At 37.2% G+C, this 25862-nt stretch carries 21 protein-coding genes and 1 pseudogene; 20 read left to right on the forward strand and 2 right to left on the reverse strand.

The window, feature by feature from the left end; all coding sequences use genetic code 11:
- Positions 1-34: 34 nt before the first annotated feature.
- From ystJ to ACE38V_RS13060, 7 genes are all read left to right on the forward strand, one after another.
- Complete coding sequence (gene ystJ, locus ACE38V_RS13030) at positions 35-1264, forward strand: NADP-dependent malic enzyme (protein ID WP_375841735.1); 1230 nt, start codon at positions 35-37, stop codon at positions 1262-1264.
- A 15-nt stretch (positions 1265-1279) separates the two neighbouring features.
- The gene (locus ACE38V_RS13035; RefSeq protein WP_375841737.1) at positions 1280-1903 is read left to right on the forward strand and encodes a FadR/GntR family transcriptional regulator; all 624 of its coding nucleotides are present in this window, start codon (positions 1280-1282) and stop codon (positions 1901-1903) included.
- Positions 1904-2061: 158 nt separating this feature from the next.
- A complete protein-coding gene (gene accD / locus ACE38V_RS13040) occupies positions 2062-2934 on the forward strand; it encodes an acetyl-CoA carboxylase, carboxyltransferase subunit beta (protein WP_375841739.1) in 873 nt (290 codons plus the stop codon).
- Positions 2928-3905 (forward strand): acetyl-CoA carboxylase carboxyl transferase subunit alpha, encoded by a 978-nt coding sequence (accA, locus tag ACE38V_RS13045; protein ID WP_375841741.1) that lies wholly within the window; start codon positions 2928-2930, stop codon positions 3903-3905. Before accD ends, accA begins: the two co-directional genes overlap by 7 nt.
- Before the next feature lie 299 nt (positions 3906-4204).
- Positions 4205-5164, forward strand: coding sequence for a 6-phosphofructokinase (gene pfkA, locus ACE38V_RS13050; RefSeq protein ID WP_375841743.1), 960 nt, complete (start codon positions 4205-4207; stop codon positions 5162-5164).
- A gap of 23 nt (positions 5165-5187) precedes the next feature.
- Complete coding sequence (gene pyk / locus ACE38V_RS13055; protein WP_375841744.1) at positions 5188-6948, forward strand: pyruvate kinase; 1761 nt, start codon at positions 5188-5190, stop codon at positions 6946-6948.
- A 100-nt stretch (positions 6949-7048) separates the two neighbouring features.
- Positions 7049-7435, forward strand: a complete 387-nt coding sequence (locus ACE38V_RS13060) for an FxsA family protein (RefSeq protein ID WP_375841746.1) — start codon at positions 7049-7051, stop codon at positions 7433-7435.
- A gap of 62 nt (positions 7436-7497) precedes the next feature.
- On the opposite strand, the gene ytvI is transcribed toward ACE38V_RS13060, so the two are convergent.
- Positions 7498-8622, reverse strand: a complete 1125-nt coding sequence (ytvI, locus tag ACE38V_RS13065; RefSeq protein WP_375841749.1) for a sporulation integral membrane protein YtvI — start codon at positions 8620-8622, stop codon at positions 7498-7500.
- 444 nt (positions 8623-9066) lie between these two features.
- Here ytvI and ACE38V_RS13070 point away from each other — a divergent pair, with 444 nt between their 5' ends.
- The 10 genes and pseudogenes from ACE38V_RS13070 to mutM all read left to right on the forward strand — a co-directional run bounded on the left by ACE38V_RS13070 (position 9067) and on the right by mutM (position 22426).
- Positions 9067-9528: a DUF441 domain-containing protein gene (locus ACE38V_RS13070; protein WP_375841752.1), complete on the forward strand. Its 462-nt coding sequence runs from the start codon at positions 9067-9069 to the stop codon at positions 9526-9528.
- 721 nt (positions 9529-10249) lie between these two features.
- Positions 10250-11368: a citrate synthase gene (citZ, locus tag ACE38V_RS13075; protein WP_375841754.1), complete on the forward strand. Its 1119-nt coding sequence runs from the start codon at positions 10250-10252 to the stop codon at positions 11366-11368.
- Positions 11369-11644: 276 nt separating this feature from the next.
- Complete coding sequence (icd, locus tag ACE38V_RS13080; RefSeq protein ID WP_375841756.1) at positions 11645-12913, forward strand: NADP-dependent isocitrate dehydrogenase; 1269 nt, start codon at positions 11645-11647, stop codon at positions 12911-12913.
- 86 nt (positions 12914-12999) lie between these two features.
- Positions 13000-13938, forward strand: coding sequence for a malate dehydrogenase (gene mdh / locus ACE38V_RS13085; protein WP_375841758.1), 939 nt, complete (start codon positions 13000-13002; stop codon positions 13936-13938).
- Positions 13939-14095: 157 nt separating this feature from the next.
- A pseudogene (locus tag ACE38V_RS13090) lies at positions 14096-14377 on the forward strand (hotdog family protein); the annotation flags it as partial.
- 148 nt (positions 14378-14525) lie between these two features.
- Entirely contained in the window at positions 14526-15704 is a 1179-nt protein-coding gene (gene tnpB / locus ACE38V_RS13095; RefSeq protein WP_375841760.1) for an IS200/IS605 family element RNA-guided endonuclease TnpB, read from the forward strand.
- A gap of 431 nt (positions 15705-16135) precedes the next feature.
- A complete protein-coding gene (locus tag ACE38V_RS13100; protein WP_375841763.1) occupies positions 16136-16852 on the forward strand; it encodes a winged helix-turn-helix domain-containing protein in 717 nt (238 codons plus the stop codon).
- A complete protein-coding gene (pnpS, locus tag ACE38V_RS13105; RefSeq protein ID WP_375841766.1) occupies positions 16849-18618 on the forward strand; it encodes a two-component system histidine kinase PnpS in 1770 nt (589 codons plus the stop codon). The genes ACE38V_RS13100 and pnpS overlap by 4 nt, the downstream gene beginning before the upstream one ends.
- 310 nt (positions 18619-18928) lie before the next feature.
- On the forward strand, positions 18929-21562 hold the full coding sequence (gene polA, locus ACE38V_RS13110; RefSeq protein ID WP_375841768.1) for a DNA polymerase I: 2634 nt from the start codon (positions 18929-18931) through the stop codon (positions 21560-21562).
- A 24-nt stretch (positions 21563-21586) separates the two neighbouring features.
- Entirely contained in the window at positions 21587-22426 is an 840-nt protein-coding gene (gene mutM, locus ACE38V_RS13115) for a DNA-formamidopyrimidine glycosylase (RefSeq protein WP_375841770.1), read from the forward strand.
- A gap of 515 nt (positions 22427-22941) precedes the next feature.
- On the opposite strand, the gene ACE38V_RS13120 is transcribed toward mutM, so the two are convergent.
- Entirely contained in the window at positions 22942-23088 is a 147-nt protein-coding gene (locus ACE38V_RS13120) for a hypothetical protein (protein ID WP_375841772.1), read from the reverse strand.
- Positions 23089-23145: 57 nt separating this feature from the next.
- Here ACE38V_RS13120 and ytaF point away from each other — a divergent pair, with 57 nt between their 5' ends.
- The 3 genes from ytaF to ACE38V_RS13135 all read left to right on the forward strand — a co-directional run bounded on the left by ytaF (position 23146) and on the right by ACE38V_RS13135 (position 25589).
- Complete coding sequence (gene ytaF, locus ACE38V_RS13125; RefSeq protein ID WP_375841774.1) at positions 23146-23778, forward strand: sporulation membrane protein YtaF; 633 nt, start codon at positions 23146-23148, stop codon at positions 23776-23778.
- Between the two features lie 22 nt (positions 23779-23800).
- Positions 23801-24400: a dephospho-CoA kinase gene (gene coaE / locus ACE38V_RS13130; protein WP_375841776.1), complete on the forward strand. Its 600-nt coding sequence runs from the start codon at positions 23801-23803 to the stop codon at positions 24398-24400.
- A 160-nt stretch (positions 24401-24560) separates the two neighbouring features.
- Positions 24561-25589: a glyceraldehyde-3-phosphate dehydrogenase gene (locus ACE38V_RS13135; protein ID WP_375841779.1), complete on the forward strand. Its 1029-nt coding sequence runs from the start codon at positions 24561-24563 to the stop codon at positions 25587-25589.
- Positions 25590-25862 lie beyond the last annotated feature (273 nt).

The following is a 25862-nucleotide window of genomic DNA, read 5'->3' on the forward strand; positions in this document are numbered from 1 at the left end:
CTGACCACATGAATTTATTTGTGGGGTGAATCGTTTGACATTGCGTGAAGAAGCATTGCATATGCACAGAATCAATAAAGGAAAATTGGAATCAAAATCAAAGGTTCCAGTGAAGAATGCAAAGGATTTAAGTCTTGCTTACTCTCCAGGAGTTGCGGAACCTTGTAAAGTGATCTATGAGAAACCGGAAACCGTTTATGAATATACAATGAAGGGCAATATGGTCGCCGTTGTATCTGATGGAACAGCTGTCCTTGGTTTAGGGAATATCGGTCCAGAAGCAGCATTACCGGTTATGGAAGGTAAAGCTGTTTTATTTAAAAGTTTTGCTGGGGTAGATGCATTTCCTATCTGTTTAAATACAACAGATGTTGAAAAAATCATTGAAACGGTTAAGTTATTAGAACCTACCTTTGGTGGAGTCAATCTCGAAGATATTGCTGCTCCAAACTGCTTTGCAATCGAGGAGAGATTAAAGAAGGAAGCTAATATTCCTGTTTTTCATGATGATCAGCATGGAACTGCGATTGTGACAGTTGCAGGGCTTGTCAATGCTTTAAAAATTGTTGGCAAAAAAATGAATGAAATTAAAGTTGTCGCCAGTGGTGCAGGTGCTGCGGGTATTGCAATTATTAAATTATTATATAGTTATGGTGTTCGAGACATCATTATGTGTGATACAAAAGGGGCAATTTATGAAGGTCGTCCTTTCGGGATGAATGATATAAAAGAAGAGGTAGCGAAATTTACTAATCGCGAGAATATCCAAGGCAGTTTATCAGATGTCATTAAAAATGCCGATGTTTTCATTGGGGTTTCTGCAGAAGGAGCGTTAACTCCTGAGATGGTACATTTCATGAATGTGGATCCGATTATTTTTGCGATGGCAAATCCAAATCCGGAGATAATGCCTGACCTTGCGAAACAAGCAGGTGCAAAAGTTGTTGGAACTGGACGATCCGATTATCCGAATCAGGTGAATAATGTTCTTGCTTTCCCAGGGATTTTCCGAGGTGCACTTGATGTGCGGGCCACTCATATCAATGAGGAAATGAAAGTGGCTGCCGTTGAAGCAATTGCAAGCTTAATTAAGGAGGAAGAGCTTAACCCTGATTATGTCATTCCTGCACCATTTGATCCAAGGGTCGCACCAGAAGTAGCTTCAGCTGTTGCCAAGGCAGCGATGGAAACAGGAGTAGCAAGAGTTAAGGTTGATCCTGAAGAAATAAAGAAAAGAACAAGTGAGTTGGCTAGCATCAAGTAAAGTGGGTGCCATAATATGAGTGCAACTTCAAGCCATTCGAAAGTATATATTAAAATTGTAAGTGAATTGCGGAACATAATCGAGCTAGATGGTCTAAAGCCAGGGGATAAAATCCCATCTGAACGCGAATTATCAGAGCGCCTAAATGTTGGGCGCTCTTCCGTTCGTGAAGCATTAAGATCGATTGAGCTTTTAGGTTTGATTGAAACGAAAGTTGGCGAAGGAACGTTCCTTAAAGATTTTCGAAATCATCAACTTGTTCACATCCTAAGTACTTTTATCTTGCAAGACGAACAAGCCAAAAAAGATGTTCAAGAAACAAAATTTTTAATTGAGATGAATTGTTTAAGACTGCTCCTACAAAGAAATAATGAGGAACAAATCCATCATTTTAAAAATTGGGTTAAGAATACAGCATTTCAGGATGATGAATTTTTTTTAACCATTGTGAAGCTCGCAGATAATCACTTATTCTTGCGAATTTGGCTTATTTTAAAAGACTATTATAACTCCCTGGACTTTGAAAAAAATAAGTCTTCAAAAGAAGATTATCTAAAATTAGTTGATGCAATTTTGACAAAAGATGTAGAAATCATTAATAATTGTTATAGCAGGCTAAGGAATTTGTCGAATCTTTAAGACATATTACCGTAGATTTCCATAAGCTTGTATTCTAAAATGGAATAATATACATGAAAAAACCTATGCTTATAGGTGTTTATTTTTTATTAGTGGTCTGACCAGTTACAGAATCGAACAATTTCTTTCGATTGCAATTTAACGGGGGAGGTTTAACCTTGCTTAAAGACATATTTACGACAAAACAAAAAAAGAAAAAGTATGCAACGATTCCTACTGAGAGGGCAAAAAATGATGTTCCAGAAGGAATAATGACGAAATGTCCTAATTGTAAAAAAATTATGTATACAAAAGAACTGATAAAGAACGGGAAGGTTTGTATCGAGTGTGGATATCACCACCCTATGAATGCTCAGGAACGCTTAGAAAGCTTTGTGGACCTAGGAACTTTTCAAGAGTTAGACAAGGAAATGATTTCTGTCAATCCATTGCAATTTCCTGATTATCTAGAAAAGCTCGAGAAAGATAAAGAAAAAACCAATTTGAATGAAGCCGTGGTTACAGGAATAGCAGAGGTTGAAGAAATTCAAATTGTTCTCGCTATAATGGATTCAAGTTTTCGAATGGGAAGCATGGGGTCCGTTGTTGGTGAAAAAATAACTAGGGCAATTGAGAAGGCAGATGAGCTCTCTGTTCCATTTATTATTTTTACCGCTTCAGGTGGTGCTCGAATGCAAGAAGGCGTATTAAGCTTAATGCAAATGGCAAAGACCAGTGTAGCCCTTAAGAGGTTTAGTGATAATGGCGGGCTTATCATCTCAATCATGACTCATCCTACAACTGGTGGTGTGTCTGCAAGCTTTGCTTCTCTTGGTGATTACAATTTTGCCGAACCAGGAGCGCTAATTGGATTTGCAGGGCGAAGAATTATTGAACAAACAATTCGAGAAGAATTACCTGAGGATTTTCAGACAGCTGAAATTTTATTGAAGCATGGTCAGCTGGATGCTGTTGTTTCAAGACTTGAGTTGAAGGAAAAAATATCCTTGATTTTAAATTTACATCAGACAGGAGGGATGCTTGAATGGTAGGAGAATTAGAATTTGAAAAACCTATTATTGAGCTAAGAAAAAAGATCACAGAATTAAAAGAGTTTACCCAAACTGCTGATGTGGACTTATCTGATGAAATTGAAAAATTAGAAGCACGTTTAATAAAACTAGAAAAGGAAATCTATCAAAATATAGAGCCGTGGAATCGAGTGCAAATTGCGAGACTCCAAAGCAGACCAACGACTCTGGATTATATCCCTTATTTGTTCACTGATTTTTTTGAATGCCATGGAGATCGTACTTTTGGCGACGACGAAGCGATTGTTGGTGGTATTGCGAAATTTAATGGTTTGTCTGTTACGGTCATTGGTCATCAGCGGGGAAGAGATACGAAAGAAAACATCCGAAGAAACTTTGGTATGCCACATCCAGAAGGTTACAGAAAAGCGTTACGTTTAATGAAGCAAGCAGAGAAATTCAATCGTCCGATTATTTGTTTTATTGATACTAAAGGTGCGTATCCTGGAAAAGCAGCGGAGGAAAGAGGACAAAGTGAAGCCATTGCAAGAAATCTTTTCGAAATGGCTGGATTGACCGTTCCAATTGTTTGTATTGTTATTGGTGAAGGCGGAAGTGGCGGTGCCCTTGCATTAGGTGTGGGTGACCGGATTCATATGCTTGAGAACTCTACTTATTCGGTTATTTCTCCAGAAGGTGCAGCAGCTTTACTTTGGAAGGACGCTTCTCAGGCAAAAAAAGCAGCTGAGACAATGAAAATAACCGCTCCTGATTTAAAGGAACTGGGTGTCATCGATGAAATTGTTCCTGAGGTGAAGGGCGGTGCCCATAAGGATGTAAAGAAACAAGCAGAATCCATTAAAGAAATTCTCTATCTTTCGTTAAAAGAACTTCGAAATCTATCCGTCGAAGAATTATTATCCCTTCGTTATGAAAAATATAAAGCAATTGGTGAATTCTCCATTAATAAAGAAAATACTAGGGTATATTAAAAAACGTACATTCCTCTGTGCGTTTTTCTTATTGCTTCTATTATTACATTCTTAAACTTAGTAACGATTGAATGGAATAACAGATTTTTACTTTTGAAACGCTTCCATTTCACTGACAATTATGTCTATTTGACAATATATTGTATTTAGTTGTGGAGCCCTTTCCTTCGTGGTATTTTATAGATATTCCTTCAGGGTATTTTATTTATTGATAATATGAATAATATTATTATCAAGCTTATATCTAATACATTTTGGGATTGTTTGATAGGCTTTAACAAAAAATGAGGTGAATACATATGAAAAGAATTGGCGTTTTAACTAGTGGCGGAGATGCACCTGGAATGAATGCTGCCGTACGGGCAGTCGTTAGAAAAGGAATTTATCATGATTTAGAAGTATATGGAATATATGGTGGCTATGCAGGTTTAATCAGTGGAAATATAAAGAGATTAGAACTAGGTTCTGTAGGTGATATTATTCATCGTGGAGGTACTAGTCTTTACTCAGCAAGATGCTTGGAGTTTAAAACAAAAGAAGGTCAGCAAAAGGGAATTGAACAATTAAAGAAACATGGAATAGATGGTTTAGTTGTAATCGGCGGCGATGGGTCTTATCGCGGTGCAAAGGCATTAACGGAGCAAGGATTTCCATGTGTGGGAGTTCCTGGTACGATTGATAATGATATACCTGGAACGGAGTTTACGATTGGCTTTGATACTGCTTTAAATACAGTTATTGATGCGATTGACAAAATTCGTGATACAGCTACTTCACATGAAAGAACTTTTGTCATTGAAGTTATGGGAAGAAATGCAGGGGACATTGCTTTATGGGCAGGTCTTGCTGGCGGTGCTGAAACAATCCTCATTCCTGAAGAAGGATATGATATGGATGATATTATTGAACGTTTGAAAAAAGGCGTAGAGCGTGGCAAAAAACATTCCATTATTGTGGTTGCTGAAGGAGCGGCAAGCGGTATGGACATTGGTCAACAAATTAAAGAGGCTACAGACTTTGATACGCGTGTTTCCGTTTTAGGACATATTCAAAGAGGTGGCTCACCAACCGCATTTGACCGTGTGTTAGCAAGTCGATTAGGGGCAAGAGCTGTTGAACTTTTAATTGAAGGCAAGGGCGGTCGTGCAGTCGGAATTGAACAAAATAAATTGGTTGATTACGACATAATTGAAGCTTTAGCTCGTAAACATACGATAAACTTTGATTTACTTAAATTATCGAAAGAACTTTCAATCTAATTAACCAGGAGGAAATTTTGAATATGCGTAAAACGAAAATAGTTTGTACAATTGGTCCTGCTAGTGAAAGTGTTGAAAAATTAACCGAACTAATTGATGCGGGAATGAACGTAGCAAGATTGAATTTTTCTCACGGTGACCATGATGAACATGGCCAAAGAATTAAAAATATCCGCGAAGCGGCTGAAAAGACTGGAAAAACTGTTGCCATTTTATTAGATACAAAAGGACCTGAAATTAGAACAAATAATATGGTAAATGGTGCTATTGATCTTGTTCCTGGTCAAGATATCATTATTTCCATGACTGAAGTAGAAGGTACAACAGAAAAATTCTCAGTTACATATGCTGGCTTAATTGATGATGTCCATGTGGGTTCAAAAATTCTATTAGACGATGGTCTAATTGGTCTTGAAGTAACAAATATTAACCGAGATGCAGGCGAAATTACAACAAAAGTATTAAATGGTGGAACCCTAAAGAATAAAAAAGGTGTAAATGTTCCAGGTGTATCTGTTAATTTACCAGGAATTACTGAAAAAGATGCCAATGATATTAAGTTCGGGATTGAGCAAGGAATTGATTTTATTGCGGCATCTTTCGTTAGAAGAACAACAGATGTGTTAGAAATTCGTCAATTATTAGAAGAGAATAAAGCAACCCATATTCATATTATTCCTAAAATTGAAAACCAAGAGGGCGTTGATAATATTGATGAGATTCTTGAAATCTCTGACGGCTTAATGGTTGCGCGTGGAGACCTTGGAGTGGAAATTCCTGCTGAAGAAGTTCCATTAGTGCAAAAGCAATTAATTAAAAAATGTAATACATTAGGGAAACCTGTTATTACAGCTACACAAATGTTGGATTCTATGCAAAGAAACCCTCGCCCAACACGTGCAGAAGCAAGTGACGTGGCAAATGCAATTTTTGATGGAACAGATGCGATTATGCTCTCTGGTGAAACTGCTGCAGGATTATACCCAGTTGAAGCCGTTCAAACGATGCATAATATTGCCTCTCGTGCTGAAACTGCTTTAAATCATAAAGAGATTCTTTCAAAGAGAAGCAAAGATAATGAACATAATATTACCGATGCCATTGGACAATCTGTTGCCCATACGGCCTTGAATTTAGATGTTCATGCGATTATCACTCCAACAGCGAGCGGTCATACGGCAAGAATGATATCAAAATATCGTCCAGAAGCTCCGATTATCGCTGTAACATCAAACGATTATGTTTGCCGCCGGTTATCTTTAGTTTGGGGCGTATATCCTCAAATTGGGCAAAAATCAACTTCAACCGATGATATGCTTGATATTGCTGTTCAAGAAAGTTTAAATAGCGGCATTGTCAAACATGGGGACTTAGTCGTGATTACAGCTGGAGTTCCTGCTGGAGAAGTTGGTACAACCAATATGATGAAAATCCACGTTCTTGGGGATATTCTAGCAAAAGCTCAAGGGATTGGACGAAAATCAGCATATGGAAAAGTGGTTATTGCTAAGAATGCGCAAGAAGCATTAGAGAAAGTTACAGCAGGTTCCATTTTGGTAACGCTAGGTTCTGATCGTGAAATGGTTCCAGCTATTGAAAAATGCGGAGCCCTTATCACTGAAGAAGGCGGACTTACCAGCCATGCTGCAGTTGTAGGCTTAAGCATTGGTATCCCAGTCATTGTCGGTGTTGAAAATGCTACTTCACTTTTGAAGGATGGCCAAGATATTACTGTTGATGCCAATCGTGGTGTGATTTATAACGGATACGCAAGTGTGTTATAAATTGCTAAATTTCGAAAGGAAGGGTTTCCCTTCCTTTTTCATGTTTTTAGTTGGTAAAATAGGAGTACATACAAAAGGATTTTTAGAAAGGATCTTGTGCATGAGATATTTAATATTAATCCTAATTATTGTCCCAGCACTAGAAATAGCTCTCCTTATTATTTCAGGAAAAACAATTGGAATTTTACCAACGATTGTCATGATTATTTTTACTGGTGTTTTGGGAGCTTATTTAGCAAAGAAACAAGGACTAGAGACGATTAGAAAACTTCAAGATCAGCTTCAGCGTGGGCAGATGCCCGGAATGGCTATATTAGATGGTGTTTGTATTCTTATTGGTGGGATTTTTCTATTGACTCCAGGATTTATCACTGATATTTTTGGCTTTTTGCTTTTATTACCTCCAACAAGGAAGTTTTTTCAATTTTTAATGATGAATGCGATAAGAAAAAGGATTAAGAATGGAAATATCAAAATCATCCGCTAAAAAAGTCAACTCTCTTTGCAAGAGTTGACTTTTCATCTTTTTCATCTAATGGGAAGGTTGTATCATTTAATGATTTTTTCTTTTCCTTTAATAAATAACCAAATATCTTTAAATACATTTGCTCGATGCAGGGTCGTGATAATCACCAAAGTTACAGGGCCGGCAATTAACCCAATAAACCCTAATAATTTAAACCCTACAAATAAGGCGATTAAGGTAGCAAGTGGGTCAAGTCCGATATTGGAGGAGAGGACCTTAGGTTCCATAATTTGCCTTTGAGCTAGAACAATTACATAAAGGATTCCTAATCCAATGGCCAACCCCATATCACCGGAAATGGCCTCATAAATGATCCAAGGGACAAAGATAGCACCAGTGCCTAAATAGGGGATAATATCGACAATCCCAGTAATGAGCGCAATCGTAATCGCATAATTAACACGTAAAACAAGCAGACCGATTAATATAATAACTGTAGTGATGGAAATTAATGTTAACTGTGCTTTGATAAAGCCAAATAAAGCCTTTTTTAAATCGGCTAAAACGGTCCTCGAGCTAATCATTGCCCGCTTTGGTAATAACTTGGCACCTAATGCAGATAAGCGATACCAATCCTTACTGATAAAAAAAGTGCCAAGTAAGGCAAATATCAAAACACTGGCTGCGTTCGGAAACCATGAAATAATATCGGGGATATTTCCAAAGAAAGTTTGAATAAAATTACCAACGGTTGACCCAATATTTTTTCCGACATTTTGAATGTTGGACATAATTGTATCTTGCTGTCCGACATCCAGATTATTAAAAAGGCTTGTTAACTGGTTGTATAGCGGAATGATCTGCGCTGCGAAGAATTTCTCTAAATAATCGATTAACGTATCGAGATGCCCTGGAACAACATTGGCTAGGTAGTTGGCACCTGAGACAATTTCAGCAATCAATAGGGTAATCAATCCGGCGAAAATAGCAAGTATAAAGATAATACTGACGAGAACGGCAAGTGCTCTTGGAAATTTTGCTTTTCTTTCTAAAAAATTCACAAGCGGATTAATAAAAAAGGCAATAATAAGACCAATAATAAATGGGTATGTAACTTTTGAAAGAAAGAAAAACGCAAGTAGGGCCAAAGCTACGAGTCCGATTACAATAAGAAAGCGAATTGTGCGATATATGTAAGTGGAATTCAAATAAATACCTCCATTTCAAATCCCTTTTTATTTATTCTAAATACGTTTAAAAAGAAATGAAAGTTTCAATTGGCTTGAATTTTATTAAATTTATTAGGTGAAAGGGAAAATCATTTGGTTTTATCTCAAATTCACGTGACGATTGAACCAATTATAGTTGATGGAATCTTCACGGATCTCTATTTATCCCACTCTTAACGGACAGTAAGACTCCCACTTCAAGATTCTGAGAATACGAAGAAGATAAGTGGAGATCAACTGTCCGTAAAGGTCCGATAAGTTCAACTAACCATCAGTGGGGGATGAATGGCAGACTAAAAGCGCGACGTCAATCGTAACGTCTGCACTAGCACGTCCTGTGCGTCGAAAACCCCCACTGATGGAAGTTTCACTTTATTAGGCTTAAGTATTGAATGAACACTTATTGAGAAAGGATGGGTTCCATTGGCATTCGGACCATATATATTTCTTTTACTTATACTATTTATGGGCTTCTTATCAAAAAATAATTCACTGATGTTTGCTGTAGGCTTTTTGTTATTATTAAAAGTGCTTGGCATTGATTCAAAAATTTTTTCTTATATACAATCAAAAGGGATTAATTGGGGGGTGACAGTCATAACAATTGCTGTGTTAGCGCCCATTGCGGCAGGGGAAATCGGATTTAAAGATTTATCAAGTACTTTTAAATCTCCGTTTGCATGGATAGCGTTAGTTTCCGGGGTAGCAGTCGCGTTGCTTGCCAAGGGGGGCGTCTCACTATTAGCAGAAGATCCACAAATTACGACGGCTTTAGTTTTAGGTACCATCATTTCTGTAGCTCTTTTTAAGGGAGTGGCTGTAGGTCCTCTTATCGGGGCAGGGATTGCCTATTTGGCGATGAGAATTTTTGAGTTATTTCATTAGCGTATAAAAGAGAGAATTTTGTAGAAAAGCTTTTCTCATCTTATTTTTTGTCTCGTTTTTATCCCACTCTTAACGGACATTTTGACTCCCACTTCAAGATTCTGAGAATACGAAGAAGATAAGTGGGAGATCAACTGTCCGTAAAGGTCCGACGACGGACAGGATGTCCTAGTCAGGCGAAAGCCACAGGACGTGGCGCTATGAGCGTGATAAGTGAAATAAGATTTTTCTTTGGGCTTCAGCCCTTAGAAAAACCAATCAGGCTTTGCGTGACTAACCATCAGTGGGGGATGAATGGAAACCCCCACTGATGGAAGTTTCACTTTATAGAAAAGGAATGGCTGACCTCATGCGGCTATTCTTTTTTTATCGAAAAAAGAGAGGATATAGTTTTCTAAAAAAATAATATTTTTACATAATTTGAGCTTTTCCATTCACAAAAATCTGATAATTGTTTATAATAAGACTTGTAGCGCAGCCCACATGTGGAATATGCGCATTTCGATATATACACAGTAAAAATGTTATTAAATTAAAGAGAAATGTAAGCATTTTCTTTTTTTAATAAGAAGGATGTTCTTATTAGACAGGGGAGGGCTCAGCTAATAAGGGTGTGTTGGGCAGGGATGGTTACAGCTTTTATTTAGGAGAAAACCATTAGCACCATAAGAACGATGACAAAAGGGCAAGGGGAAATTTTTATTGTAAAGGAGAATGAATGATGACAGTTACACGTGGTCTTGAAGGGGTTGTAGCAACAACATCTTCGATTAGTTCTATTATTGATGATACTTTAACTTATGTTGGGTATAATATCGATGATTTAGCCGTTAATGCTAGTTTCGAAGAAGTAATCTATCTTTTATGGCATAGAAAGCTTCCAACGCTTTCTGAATTAGAGGAATTAAATCAACAATTAGCTGAAAATGCGGATTTACCAAAAGAAGTGCTAGATCATTTTTCGATGTATCCAATTGAAAAAGTTCATCCAATGGCAGCTCTTCGAACAGCAGTTTCTTTACTTGGCCTTTATGATGAAGAAGCAGACAAAATGGACCCAGAAGCAAACTATCGTAAAGCCATTCGTTTGCAAGCGAAAATTCCAACAATAGTAACTGCATTCGCTCGTATAAGAAAAGGATTAGCTCCAGTATCTCCGAGAAAAGATCTAAGCTTTGCAGCAAATTTTCTTTATATGTTAAGCGGTGAAGAGCCAAAAGAAATTGCTGTTGAAGCATTTAATAAAGCACTCGTTCTTCATGCGGATCATGAATTAAATGCCTCTACATTTACAGCCCGTGTTTGTGTTGCAACTTTATCTGACATTTATTCTGGTATTACTGCAGCCATAGGAGCTCTAAAGGGTCCGCTACATGGGGGAGCAAATGAAGCAGTTATGAAGATGCTTTCCGAAATTGGATCCATTGAAAATACCGAAAGCTATATTCGTGAAAAATTAGCGAATAAAGAAAAAATAATGGGCTTTGGACATCGTGTATATCAAAACGGAGATCCTCGGGCGAAGCACTTAAGATTAATGTCTGAAAAGCTTACGAAGCTAACAGGTGAGCCACAATGGTATAAAATGTCTACAAGAATTGAAGAAATTGTAACGGGTGAAAAGAATTTACCACCAAATGTAGATTTCTATTCTGCTTCTGTTTATCATAGTTTAGGAATTGATCATGATTTATTTACTCCAATTTTTGCTGTTAGCCGCACGTCAGGTTGGTTAGCTCATATTCTAGAACAATATGAAAATAATCGTCTAATTCGTCCTCGAGCAGACTATATTGGTCCTGGAATGCAGAGATATATTCCAATTGTCCAAAGAGGCTAAGCTACTTACATGGGTATATGAAGAACGTTTCGGGTGAAAAATCCGAATCATGCTTCTTTTAACAAATATATATAGAAGGCAGCATTTCACGTAAAAGTAAAGTGGCTGCATACGAGAAAATAGGGTAAAAAGGTTAGAAATTAACTTTCTAACCTTTGTATTATGATAAAAAGTAAAGAGCTAAAAGAATTTGTCTTTTCTTTGAACAAAACAAGAAGTATTATAAAAGAGGACAAATGGGTGTTCAAACTTTTTTGATTTTGGAGGGAGAAAAATATGCAAGGTGAAAAAATCACGGTTACTAATGGAGTTCTAAACGTACCAAATAATCCAATTGTCCCTTTTATTGAGGGAGACGGTACAGGACCAGACATTTGGGCATCTGCATCCAGAGTTTTAGATGCTGCTGTAGAAAAGGCTTATAAAGGTGAACGTAAAATCGTATGGAAAGAAGTATTAGCGGGTGAAAAAGCCTTTAACACAACAGGTGAGTGGCTACCAGCTGAAACTTTAGAAGTTATTAATGAATATTTAATCGCTATTAAAGGTCCATTAACAACTCCTGTTGGTGGAGGAATTCGTTCTTTAAACGTAGCACTCCGTCAGGAATTAGATTTATTTGTTTGTTTACGACCAGTTCGTTGGTTTGAAGGAGTTCCTTCACCAGTAAAACGTCCACAGGATACAGATATGGTTATTTTCCGCGAAAATACAGAGGATATCTATTCTGGAATTGAATATGCTCAAGGAACAGAAGAAGTGAAAAAGCTTATAAGCTTCCTTCAAAATGAATTAGGGGTTAAAAAGATTCGTTTTCCAGAAACTTCAGGCATTGGGATTAAACCAATTTCAAAAGAAGGCACTAGTCGTTTAGTTCGTGCAGCAATCAATTATGCCATTAAAGAAGGACGTAAATCTGTTACGATTGTACATAAAGGCAATATTATGAAATATACGGAAGGTGCGTTCAAAAATTGGGGTTATGAGCTTGCTGAAGCTGAATTCGGGGAACAAGTATTCACTTGGGCTCAATATGACCGCATTAAAGAGGAACAAGGGGTAGAAGCTGCAAATAAGGCTCAAGCAGATGCTGAAGCAGCTGGAAAAATCATTGTGAAGGATGCAATCGCAGATATTTTCTTACAACAAATCCTCACTCGCCCACGTGAATTTGATGTTGTAGCTACAATGAATTTAAATGGTGATTTCATTTCTGATGCACTAGCTGCACAAGTAGGTGGAATTGGTATTGCTCCAGGAGCAAATATCAATTATGAAACTGGGCATGCAATCTTTGAAGCAACACATGGTACAGCACCAAAATACGCAGGCCTAGATAAAGTAAATCCTTCTTCAGTCATTTTATCTGGTGTATTAATGCTAGAACATTTAGGCTGGAATGAAGCGGCAAATTTAATTGTAAAATCTATGGAGAAATCAATAGATTCTAAAGTTGTAACCTATGACTTTGCTCGTTTAATGGATGGGGCAACTGAAGTGAAATGTTCTGAATTTGGAGATGAATTAATTAAGAACATGGATTAATGATGGCCTATTAAAGCTGTTCTCTAATATAGAGAACAGCATTGATTCTTTCACAATTTAAGACAAATTTAAGGGGGGAACTTAAAATGTCATTGAATCGTAAGAAGGTTTCTGTCATCGGTGGAGGATTTACTGGAGCAACTACGGCTTTCTTTATAGCACAAAAGGAGCTTGCAGATGTCGTTTTAGTGGATATTCCACAAATGGAAAATTCAACAAAGGGGAAGGCATTGGATATGCTTGAAGCTAGTCCAGTTCAAGGATTTGATGCCAATATTATCGGAACATCCAATTATGAGGATATAAAGGATTCTGCTATAGTGGTCATTACAGCAGGAATTGCACGTAAGCCAGGCATGAGCCGTGATGACTTAGTTCAAACGAACCAAAAGATCATGAAAAGTGTAGCACAAGAAATTGTTCAATATGCACCAAATGCTTATATTGTTGTTCTAACCAATCCTGTAGACGCTATGACTTACACAGTATTCAAAGAAACAGGGTTCCCAAAAAATCGCGTAATTGGGCAATCAGGTGTACTGGATACAGCACGTTTCCGTACCTTTATCGCTCAAGAATTAAATCTATCCGTGAAAGATGTAACGGGATTTGTATTAGGAGGACATGGGGACGATATGGTTCCACTTGTTCGCTATTCTTATGCTGGAGGAATTCCATTAGAAACCTTAATTCCAAAAGATCGTCTTGAAGCCATTGTGGAACGTACACGTAAAGGCGGCGGAGAAATCGTTAATTTATTAGGAAATGGAAGCGCTTATTACGCACCTGCTGCTTCATTAGTCGAAATGTGTGAAGCTATTCTTAAGGATCAGCGTCGCGTTCTTCCTTCAATTGCTTACCTAGAAGGCGAATATGGCTATGATGGAATTTACTTAGGTGTTCCTACTATCTTAGGAGCGAATGGAATTGAAAAAGTCATCGAACTTGAACTTACAGAAACAGAAAAAGCAGCATTAAACAAATCTGCTGAGTCAGTTCGTAATGTTATGGCTGTTTTGTCATAATTAACTAAAATAATTGCCTAGAGAGAATCATAATCTCTAGGCTTTTTTAATCCTAAATTTTGGATGAAATTGTTTAATTATGGTAAGGTAGAAAAGAAAAACTCGATAAAAGAATGTTTATTTTTGAAAACGTTTTCAATTATAAGGAGGCTGGTTAATGTTAAGAAAAAAGGTGAAAATCGGCAGAATGATTGAAGATATTTCCAAAGGAGAAAAACTTACATTATCGGAGAAAATAACAGATAAGGATATTTTGTTATATTTAGGTTTAACTGATGATGCTAATCCTTTATTTATTCAACATGATTATGCCTCACAAACCCCTTATAAAAAACCGATTGTCCCTACTTGTATGCTAACAGGGATTATTACCTCATCTGTTTCTAAATATTTACCTGGACCTGGAAGCCATATATTAAAGCAAAATTTAGAATTTATCCTTTTCCGACAGAAGACTCCCACCTCAAGGAACGGGAAGGCTGCTGCCCAGTAAGTAGGTGGGAGATGAATGTCGGTTGGTGATAGCCAAAATCTTCCTCCTATGATATAATAAGAACAAACGTTTGTCTAATGAGAGGTGAAATACAGTGTTAGTTAATAAAGCGTTTAAGTTTCGTATCTATCCTAATAAAAAGCAAATAGAACTGATCAATAAAACAATAGGTTGCTCTAGGTTTGTGTTTAACTTCTTTTTGGGAGAACAGAAAAACAAAGATGCCTATTGGTACATGGTTGAAGAAATGGTTCAAAACGGCCAGCTCCCAGCAAATAACTGGAAGGGTAAATGCCTAAATAAAATCGAAACAGTCAAAGCCATTCCAAAATTAAAAGAGCATTATCCCTTTTTGAAAGAAGTGGATAGTATTGCCTTGCAGAAGTCCGTTGAAAACTTAGCTGATTCTTTCAACAGATATTATCGAAAGCAGAATAAATATCCACGCTTTAAATCAAAAAAGAATCCTCTTCAGTCTTATACCACTAAATATACAAATGGGAATATTGCGGTCATAAACCATTCTATTAAACTGCCCAAACTCGGTCTTGTCCGTTTTGCCAAAAGTCGAGAAGTCGAAGGACGTATTCTGAATGCCACGATTAGACGTAACCCATCAGGTAAATACTTCATCTCAATAGGAACAGAAGTCGAAATTACAGCACTACCGAAAACTAATTCAGTGATTGGGATAGATGTTGGCCTTAAAGATTTTGCCATACTATCAGACGGTACGACTTACAATAATCCAAAATTCTTTCGTACGTTAGAAGAAAAATTGGCTAAAGCACAAAGAATCATGAGTAGACGAACATTAGGCGGGGCCAATTGGTACAAATCCAAAAAGAAAATGGCTCGTATTCACGAAAAAATGACTCAAGCAAGAAATGATTACTTACACAAAATTTCTACCGAGATTATCAAAAAACACGATATCATCGGTATGGAAGATTTGTCAGTAAGCAATATGTTAAAGAATCACAAGCTTGCCAAAGCTATTAGTGAAGTATCATGGTCACAATTCAAAAGCATAATGGAGTACAAAGCAAAATGGTATGGAAAACAAGCCGTAACGGTTGCGAAAAACTTCCCTTCCAGCCAGCTTTGTTCCTATTGTGGCTATCAAAACAAAGACGTTAAAAATCTCGCATTGCGTGAATGGGAATGCCCTACTTGTGGCACACATCATCAAAGGGATATTAACGCAGGACAAAATCTAAAGAATGAAGCGATAAGACTTCTAACCGCAGGGACTGCGGGGATCGCCTACTAAGATAACTGAAGGATACTTTCGTGTTCGTAGGAATCTCCCGCTTCAAAAAGACGCAAGGTTGTTAAGCGGTGAGTAGTTCAATAAACCAGTCTACCACTATGAAACCATTCATTTACTCTTTGAAATTATTGATGTTAATAGAATAAATCATACGATTTCCCTTCATGTGAAAGTTACAAATGATAGCAAGGACGTTGTAAGTAAAGGGACTTTAGTAGTTTGTCCTCCACATCGTTTAGAAAAAATTGATGGAAAAGTCCTAGAAAATTTTTAAGATACCTGGGATATCACTTTTGGTTTTAGGGATTTTAAAATGAAATTTCATAAATCAAATCCTCAAGATAAGAAAAATTCTCCTCAAAGATTTTGGATATATTATAATAACAATAGGTACTTTGGATTTTAGGGAATCTATTTGATGGAGGAATTTTATGGCGAAAAAGGTACTTGTAGTTGATGATGAACAATCAATCGTTTTTTTACTCCAGTACAACTTAGAACAAGCTGGATTTGAAGTAATTACAGCCTATAATGGGGAAGAAGGGAAAAATCTCGCAATATCAGAAAAACCGGATATTATTATCTTAGATTTGATGCTCCCTGTTTTAGATGGAATTGAGGTTTGCAAGCAGCTTAGGCAGCAAAAAGTGCAAATTCCAATCTTAATGTTAACCGCGAAGGATGATGAATTCGATAAGGTTCTTGGATTAGAATTAGGGGCGGATGATTATATGACAAAGCCCTTTAGCCCACGTGAAGTCATTGCTCGGGTGAAGGCTATTTTGCGAAGAACACAGGTTCAGGAAAACTATAATGAACCAGTCGTTGATCAAACGGAATATATTGAACTTGGAGATTTGAAAATCTTTGCTGACCAATATGAAGCCTACTTCGATTCAAATTTGCTTGAACTCACTCCAAAAGAATTTGAATTATTATTGTATTTGGCGAAAAATGTGGGGCGTGTATTGACAAGGGATCAGCTATTAAGTGCAGTATGGAATTATGATTTTGCTGGTGATACTCGAATTGTCGATGTACATATTAGTCATTTACGTGAAAAAATAGAGCAGAATACTAAAAAGCCTGAATATATTAAAACGATTCGGGGATTAGGCTATAAACTCGAGGTGCCTAAAAAAGAATGATTAGATTCCGTAAAAGGCTTCTCTTTACTTTAATTACACTGATTATAACTGTATTAATTGGCCTTGGTTTAGTTTTAGGGCAATTGTTTAAAGAATATTATCGTCAGGCCTTTGATGAGAGGTTAAATAAAGAAGTCAGCCTTGTGGCAACCTATTTCACTGATCATCAAAATTTGGAAAAAATTGATGCAGAGAAACTAAATCATTTAAGTAAAACGTTGGATTCTAGAATAACGGTCACACGTACAGACGGAAGGATTATCTATGATAGTGGGGAAAGTCATTTCATCACGCATAAGCATAATCAGGAAATCATTAATGGATTGCTTTCAGGAAAATACAAAAAAGCGGATGATTTTGATATAGGAGAAAAACGAAAAGTACATTATTATTGGAAAGAGCTTTCGCATAGCGATCAAATGGATGGTTATGTATTTGTCAGCACCACCTTAACAGAAATCAAAAATGCTTATAAACAAATTTGGTGGATTTTGACAAGTAGTCTTAGCTTTGCCTTGGTTTTTATCATGATGCTTGGACTGCAAATCACAAGGCGATATACAAAGCCGATTGAGGAAGCAGCCAATGTTGCGATGGAGTTAGCAAATGGGAACTATCTTGCTCGGGTACCTGAGGATCAAAGTAAGGAAACCGGGCAGCTTAGTAATTCAATCAACGATTTGGCGAAGAACCTGGAAGAAATGGTCCAGGTACATGATATACAACGAGATCGTTTAGCTACTTTGATTGAAAATATCGGCAGTGGACTACTTTTGATTGATAGTAGAGGGTATATTATTTTAATCAATCGCGCATTTAAGGAAATTTTCCATGTTAGAACAACGGATTATCTTTATAAGCTTTATTACGAAGTGATTGATCAGGATGAAGTCATTAAATTAATCGAAGATATTTTTCGTACTGAACAAAAGGTAAAAAAACAATTGCTCCTTCCATTATCGATTGAAAGAAGGCATTTCGAGATTTATGGCGTCCCTATTATTAGTACAAATGATGTGTGGAAAGGTATATTATTAGTATTTCATGACATAACCGAACTAAAAAAACTTGAACAAATGAGAAAAGACTTTGTCGCAAATGTTTCCCACGAACTTAAAACTCCGATTACTTCGATAAAAGGTTTCTCAGAGACCCTTATTGATGGGGCGATGTTTGATCAGAAGATGATGACAGCTTTTTTAAATATCATCTTAAAAGAAAGTGATCGTCTCCAAACTCTAATTGAAGATTTATTAGATTTATCGAAAATAGAGCAGCCAGAGTTTACTTTGAACTATCAAAAGACAAATATGGTATCTCTATTAAGAGAAGTCATTGAAATGCTGAAGGGAAAAGCAAATAAGAAGAACATTGAGATTGAGTTCAAAGTACCGAATGAGGACATGGTTGTGGAAATTGATAATTATCGGATGAAGCAAGTATTTATTAACTTAATCACCAATGCCATTTCATATACTCAAGAGGGAGGAAAGGTATGCATTGCTATTGCTTCAGATGATGAGAAGATTTTTGTCATGGTCCAAGATACAGGAGTCGGGATTGAAAAAAAGGAAATTCCTAGAATCTTTGAGCGATTTTATCGAGTTGATAAGGCGAGAAGTCGCGAATCAGGTGGGACAGGTTTAGGCCTTGCTATCGTTAAACATATTGTTGAAGCCCATAGGGGCCATATTACTGTAGATAGTAAGGTTGGAGAAGGGACGACCTTTACGATTGAATTAAATAAAACGAAGCCTAAAAATTGAAGAGCAATGGGTGAAGAGGGTTGGATAAATTTACAGGAATTTTACATATCATCCATTTTTCCTTTACATATGAATGATAGGATAAATGATGAAGACCCCTTCATCCAAAGAACCAAATGAAAAGGTGAAAGCCATTGGCTTTTGCCTTTTTCATTTGGTTTAAAGAAAAATAGGATGGATTGAAAAAGAAAAGCCAGTATTATGTTGAATCGGTTCGGAGTCAGCATTTTCCTTTCCAATAAGCCCGTGATAAAATATAGAAAGGAAAACGTTCGTTCTTATATGAAGTTTTAAGTTAGGGGGATTTTTTTTGCAAAAGAAACTGATCTTAATAGATGGAAATTCAATCGCTTATCGGGCTTTTTTTGCTCTTCCATTATTAAATAATGATAAAGGAGTACATACGAATGCCGTTTATGGCTTCACTATGATGCTGCAAAGAATTATAGAGGATGAAAAGCCAACCCATATGATGGTGGCATTTGATGCTGGTAAAACAACCTTTCGTCATAAAACCTTCACTGAATATAAAGGCGGAAGACAAAAAACACCACCGGAACTTTCTGAGCAATTTCCTTTAATCCGTGAATTATTGGATTCCTATGGAGTCTCGCGATATGAATTAGAGAATTATGAAGCGGATGATATTATTGGAACCCTCTCCCTTCAAGCTGAAACAGATGGATTTAAAGTAAAAGTTATTTCAGGAGATAAGGATTTAACGCAATTAAGTTCAGCACATACAACGGTTAATGTTACAAAAAAGGGGATTACGGAAATTGAAGAGTATACCCCAGAGCATATAAAAGAAAAATATGGCTTAACTCCAGAGCAGATTATTGATATGAAAGGGCTAATGGGAGATGCATCGGATAACATTCCTGGTATTCCCGGTATTGGTGAGAAAACGGCCATTAAACTGTTAAAAGAATTTGGAACTGTAGAAGATGTAATTGCATCGCTTGATAAAGTGAATGGGAAAAAGCTAAAGGAAAAGATTGAAGAATTTAAAGACCAAGCTCTTATGAGTAAACAGCTTGCCACCATTATGAGAGAAGCTCCTGTAGAGATTCAATTAAATGAACTTGAATATAATGGATTTCAAAAAGATAAGGTAATCGCATTATATAAAGATTTAGGCTTCCAATCCCTTCTTGCAAAAATAGATGATGATCCAGAAAGTATAGATGAAAAATCTTTTGAGGAAATTTCTTTTACAATGGTTGAAAAAATAGAGGATGAGATGTTCACAGAGAAAAGTGCCTTTTATGTTGAAATCCTCGAAGAAAATTATCATTATGCAGAGATTATTGGTTTTTCATTAGTGAATGAAAAGGGAAGATATTTTTTCCCAACAGATATGGCAGTAAAGTCACAAGCATTTAAATCATGGGCTGAAGACGAGACGAAAAAGAAAATCGTCTATGATGCAAAGCAATCAGAGGTATCCTTGCGTAATCATCATATCCATTTAAAAGGGGTCGAATTTGATCTTCTTATCGCGTCTTACATTATGAATCCAGCTGAGGCAGTTGGGGATGTAGCAACGATTGCTAAACGTTATGGCTTTGAAAATGTACAATCAGATGATTCCTTTTATGGAAAAGGAGCGAAACGTCAAATTCCTGAAGAAAAGCTGCTTGCCGAGCATTTAGTACGAAAGGCAGAGGCTCTTATCTTCTTACAGGAGAAACTTGTTCAGGCTTTAGAGGTAAATCAACAATACGAATTATTTCGGGAATTAGAAATGCCCCTTTCCCTCATTCTGGCTGATATGGAAGCCACTGGTGTGAAGGTCGATACAGAGCGTTTGCGTAAAATGGGTGAAGAAATCATTCAAAAGCTAAGTGAAATCGAAGGAAGAATCTATAAGCTGGCTGGAGAAATCTTTAATATTAATTCTCCAAAGCAGCTTGGAGTGATATTATTTGAAAAATTAGGATTACCTGTTGTAAAGAAAACAAAAACAGGGTATTCGACATCCGCTGATATATTGGAAAAATTAGAGCATAAGCATGAAATCATTAAAGAAATTCTCCAATATAGGCAACTTGGAAAGCTGCAATCTACTTATATAGAGGGCTTATTGAAGGTAGTTAATCCGAAGACTGGAAAGGTCCATACACGATTTAATCAGGCGCTTACACAAACAGGAAGACTAAGTTCTACTGACCCCAATCTGCAAAATATACCAATTCGCTTGGAAGAGGGAAGAAAGATTCGTCAAGTATTTATCCCATCAGAGGAAAATTGGGTTATGTTTGCAGCAGATTATTCACAAATTGAGTTGAGGGTGCTTGCACATATTGCTGATGATGAAAAATTGATCCAAGCCTTTAAAGAAGGTATGGATATCCATACAAAAACGGCGATGGAAGTTTTCCATGTTCAAAAAGAGGAAGTCACGGCAAATATGAGGCGTCATGCGAAGGCTGTTAATTTTGGAATTGTATATGGAATAAGTGATTATGGGTTATCACAAAGCTTAGGCATTAGCCGAAAAGAGGCAGGGCACTTTATTGATCGTTATTTAGAGAGCTATCCAGGTGTGAAAGAGTATATGAGTGAAATTGTTCGTGATGCAAAAGAAAAAGGCTATGTGAGCACCTTATTGCATCGAAGAAGATATTTACCTGAAATTACGAGCCGAAACTTTAACATTAGAAGCTTTGCCGAACGGACAGCCATGAATACTCCGATTCAAGGAAGTGCTGCAGATATCATTAAAAAAGCGATGATTGATATGGCAAATCGCTTGGTTGAGGAAGGACTACAGGCCAGACTTTTATTATCGGTCCATGACGAATTAATTTTTGAAGCACCTCAAGAGGAGATTGAAAGGCTAAAGATTGTGGTTCCAGATGTAATGGAGCACACAATTGAATTAAAGGTTCCATTAAAGGTGGATTATGCATATGGTTCTACTTGGTTTGATGCAAAATAAAATAGGAGGGAGGTGGGTTCGATTATGCCTGAGCTTCCTGAGGTAGAAACGATTCGAAGAACTCTAGAAGAACTAGTCCTTCATAAAAAAATAAAAGCGGTAACGGTCAATTGGCCCAAAATTATCAAGCAACCGGAAGTAGAGCAATTTAAAGATGCTCTTCAAGGTCAAACGATTCTCGAAATGGGAAGAAGGGGAAAATTCCTTATTTTCTATACGAATGATTTTGCTTTAGTTTCTCATTTGCGCATGGAAGGAAAATATGCTTTGCATCAACTAGGAGATGAAGTGACAAAGCATACGCATGTCATCTTTCATTTCACAGATGGGACTGAATTGCGTTACAAAGATGTACGAAAGTTTGGCACGATGCACCTTTTTCAAAAGGGAACAGAAATGGAAAGCCTTCCTCTATCCCAATTAGGACCTGAACCATTTTCAAAGGAGTTTCGTTTTGAAGAGTTTCAACGCAAATTATTGAAAACAAATCGCATGATTAAATCTGCGCTTTTGGATCAAAAAATCGTTGTTGGTCTAGGAAATATCTATGTTGATGAAGCTCTCTTCCGTTCTAAAATTCATCCTGAGCGGCTTGCAAGTCAATTGAAACAGAAAGAAATGAAGAAACTTTATAAAGAAATCAAGCTGACTCTTTCTGAAGCGGTTAAAAAGGGAGGAAGCACGATTCGTTCGTATGTAAACTCACAAGGACAGATGGGAATGTTCCAATTGGAGCTATTTGCCTATGGCCGTAAAGGTGAGCCATGCAAACGGTGTGGAACGGAAATGAAACGAAAAGTGGTTGGAGGAAGAGGCAGTGTTTACTGTCCAAAATGTCAAAAAAATGACAATAGTGCTGTTTAAGCTAGTGATGTTGTTTCGAACAGATCTCAATTAAAACTCAGCGTAGGGCTTCTGATTTAGACTCGATTGCAGTCTGAATCAGTTGCTAACAAAAAACAAAGTTTAAGACAAGAGACTGTATGGAAGAACAAAAGCATAATTGACAAAGGGAAGCGGGTGTAGAAGATCATTCTTCATCCCACTTCCTTTTTTATCCCACTCTTAACGGACAGTAAGACTCCCACTTCAAGATTCTGAGAATGCGAAGAAGATAAGTGGGAGATCAACTGTCCGTAAAGGTCCGACGAGGGATTAAGGTCCTAGTCAGGCGAAGCCACAGGACGTGGCGTTATTGAGCGTGATAAGTGAAATAAGATTTTTCTTTGGGCTTCAGCCCTTAGAAAAATCAATCAGGCTCTGCGTGACTAACCATCAGTGGGGGATGGATGGCAGACTGCAGACTAAAGGCGCGACGTCAATCGCAACGTCTGCACACTTCACGTCCTGTGCGTCGAAAACCCCCACTGATGGAAGTTTCACTTTATGCTTAAGAGAATACTGATTGGCAGCAGTGATGAGGATCGACCAAGTAGCGCCAATTTTAGGAATAAAGCATACTCTGTCTTCGCCAAACGCTTGCCAATCGGCGAGTTTTCTCTATCTGTAAACTTTTTCATTAACATTGCAATCCCTCCTTCATATACTATCGTAGCGTTTGATAGGAAGGAGCTAATCCAACCATGGGATATACATTATCACTGATACTTCTTGCCTTAGCTGTTAGCATTGACAGCTTTAGCGTCGGATTCACCTACGGACTCAGGAAAATGCAAATTCCTTTTAAATCCATTGTCATTATAGCAGGCTGTTCTGCGATTGTCCTTATGTTGGCAATGGTAATGGGGCATGTTATTCAAAAGATAATTTCTCCTCATGCTGCTGAAAGTATTGGAGGGATTCTCCTTATTATTCTTGGGGCATGGGTGATCTTTCAATTTTATCGACCAGAAAAAAAGGTTCAACAACCAGTAGAAAAAACAATTGTCAATTTTGAAATTAAATCGCTTGGCTTAGTCATTCATATTTTAAGAAAACCAATGTCTGCGGACTTTGACCAGTCAGGGACGATTACGGGAATTGAGGCGATTATGCTTGGTTTTGCATTGTCCTTAGATGCTTTTGGGGCAGGAATAGGAGCAGCTATGTTAGGATTTTCCCCATTTTATTTAGCTCTTACTGTTGCTTTTATGAGTTCATTATTCGTTTATATTGGTTTAAAGTCGGGCAGACTTCTTTCAGGTGGAAGCTGGTTAGAGAAGTTTTCGTTTATTCCCGGAGTGATATTAATTATAATAGGAATATGGAAAATGTAACTAGTGGAAAGGAATTTGCTTCATGTCCATTGTTGTCGGATTAACTGGCGGGATTGCTAGTGGAAAAAGTACCGTCTCCAATATGCTTAAAAAAAGAGGATATACGATTATTGATGCTGATTTAGAAGCAAGGCTGGCCGTTGAAAAGGGAGAACCTGCCTATTTCGAAATTATCGAATATTTCGGTGAAGATGTCCTCTTAGATGATGGGTCAATTGATCGAGCAAAGCTGGGCTCGATTATTTTTCATGATGAAGAAAAAAGATTAAAACTAAATAGCATCGTTCATCCAGCCGTTAGAAAAAGAATGCTTAAAAAGAAAGAACAAGCATTAGCGTGTGGGGAAAAGCTGATTGTTCTTGATATTCCCCTATTAATTGAAAGTAAATTAACCAGTATGGTGGAGAAAATTATCCTTGTCTATGTGGATGAGGAAACGCAATTAAAGCGATTAATAGCACGAAATCAATATACAGAAGAAGAAGCACAGGCAAGAATGAATTCGCAAATGCCTTTAAAAGAAAAGATTCCTTTCGCGGATAAAGTCATTAATAATAATGGTCTTATTGAGGAAACAGAAGCACAGCTAAGCCAAATTTTAAGGGAATGGGATGTGCTTTAGACTGTAGAGAGATTAGATGTCTCTCTCTTTTTTATTGCCTAAATAAGAATCAAATATTTCAAATTCAGCAATTTATTCATCACAAACAAGGACTATTATGTTATACTAATTTTAAAATTCAAACAAAAAAGTATAACATTTATGCGGAAGGGGCCGTAAAATGAAGGCAAAAATTGCGATTAATGGGTTTGGGAGAATAGGGAGAATGGTATTTAGAAAAGCCATTCTTGATGAAAATTTAGAAATTGTGGCTATTAATGCTAGCTATCCACCGGAAACGTTAGCACATTTAATAAAATATGACACAGTACATGGGAAATTTGATGGGGATATAAGTGCCGAGGAAGAATCCATTGTGGTGAATGGCAAAAGAGTTAAACATCTAAGCAATCGTAACCCTGTGGAATTACCTTGGCGGGAGCTTGGAATCGATATTGTTATAGAGGCAACGGGAAAATTTAATGCAAGGGAAATGGCAGCCCAGCATTTAGAAGCAGGTGCTCAGAAGGTGATTCTCACGGCACCAGGAAAAAATGAAGATGTAACCATTGTTATGGGTGTTAATGAAAGCGTATTAAATATAGATGATCATAATGTGATTTCAAATGCGTCGTGTACAACGAATTGTCTTGCACCTGTAGTGAAAGTATTAGATGAGCAATTTGGTATTGAAAATGGATTAATGACGACTGTTCATGCATTTACAAACGATCAAAATAATATTGATAATCCTCATAAAGATTTGCGAAGAGCGCGTGCATGCGGTGAATCCATTATTCCAACTACAACTGGGGCAGCGAAAGCATTGGCAAAAGTGATACCACACTTAAAAGGGAAACTACATGGAATGGCGCTTCGCGTACCAACTCCCAATGTATCGCTTGTTGATTTAGTTGTGGACCTTCGTAGAGATGTGACCATTGAAGAAGTCAATCAAGTGTTTGAGACAGCTTCAAAGGGATCCCTGCAAGGAATTTTAGATATTACAAACGAACCATTAGTATCAGTGGATTTTAATACAAATGAAAACTCTGCAATTATTGATGGACTTTCCACCATGGTCATTGGAGGCAACAAAGTTAAGGTGTTAGCGTGGTATGATAATGAATGGGGTTATTCATGTCGCGTTGTGGATTTAACTAAATATGTAGCACAAAAATTGCTAAAGTCCAAAACGGTTAACGTTTAGTCGCAAATCAATGATTTTGAATATAATATAAGACTAACTTTTTATGGAATTTTCATAGAGAAAACGAACCGTTTCTCCAATCTTTGAAAATTTTCTTTAAAGGTTGGTCTTTTTTTCCCACTCTTAACGGACAGTAAGACTCCCACTTCAAGATTTTGAGAATACGAAGAAGATAAGTGGGAGATCAACTGTCCGTAAAGGTCCGATAAGTTCAACTAACCATCAGTGGGGGGATGGATGACAGACTAAAAGCGTGACGTCAACACACAAGTC

Origin of the sequence: Cytobacillus sp. Hz8, assembly GCF_042263505.1 — a bacterium.
In the GTDB taxonomy this organism is placed as follows: Bacteria; Bacillota; Bacilli; order Bacillales; family Cytobacillaceae; genus Bacillus_BE.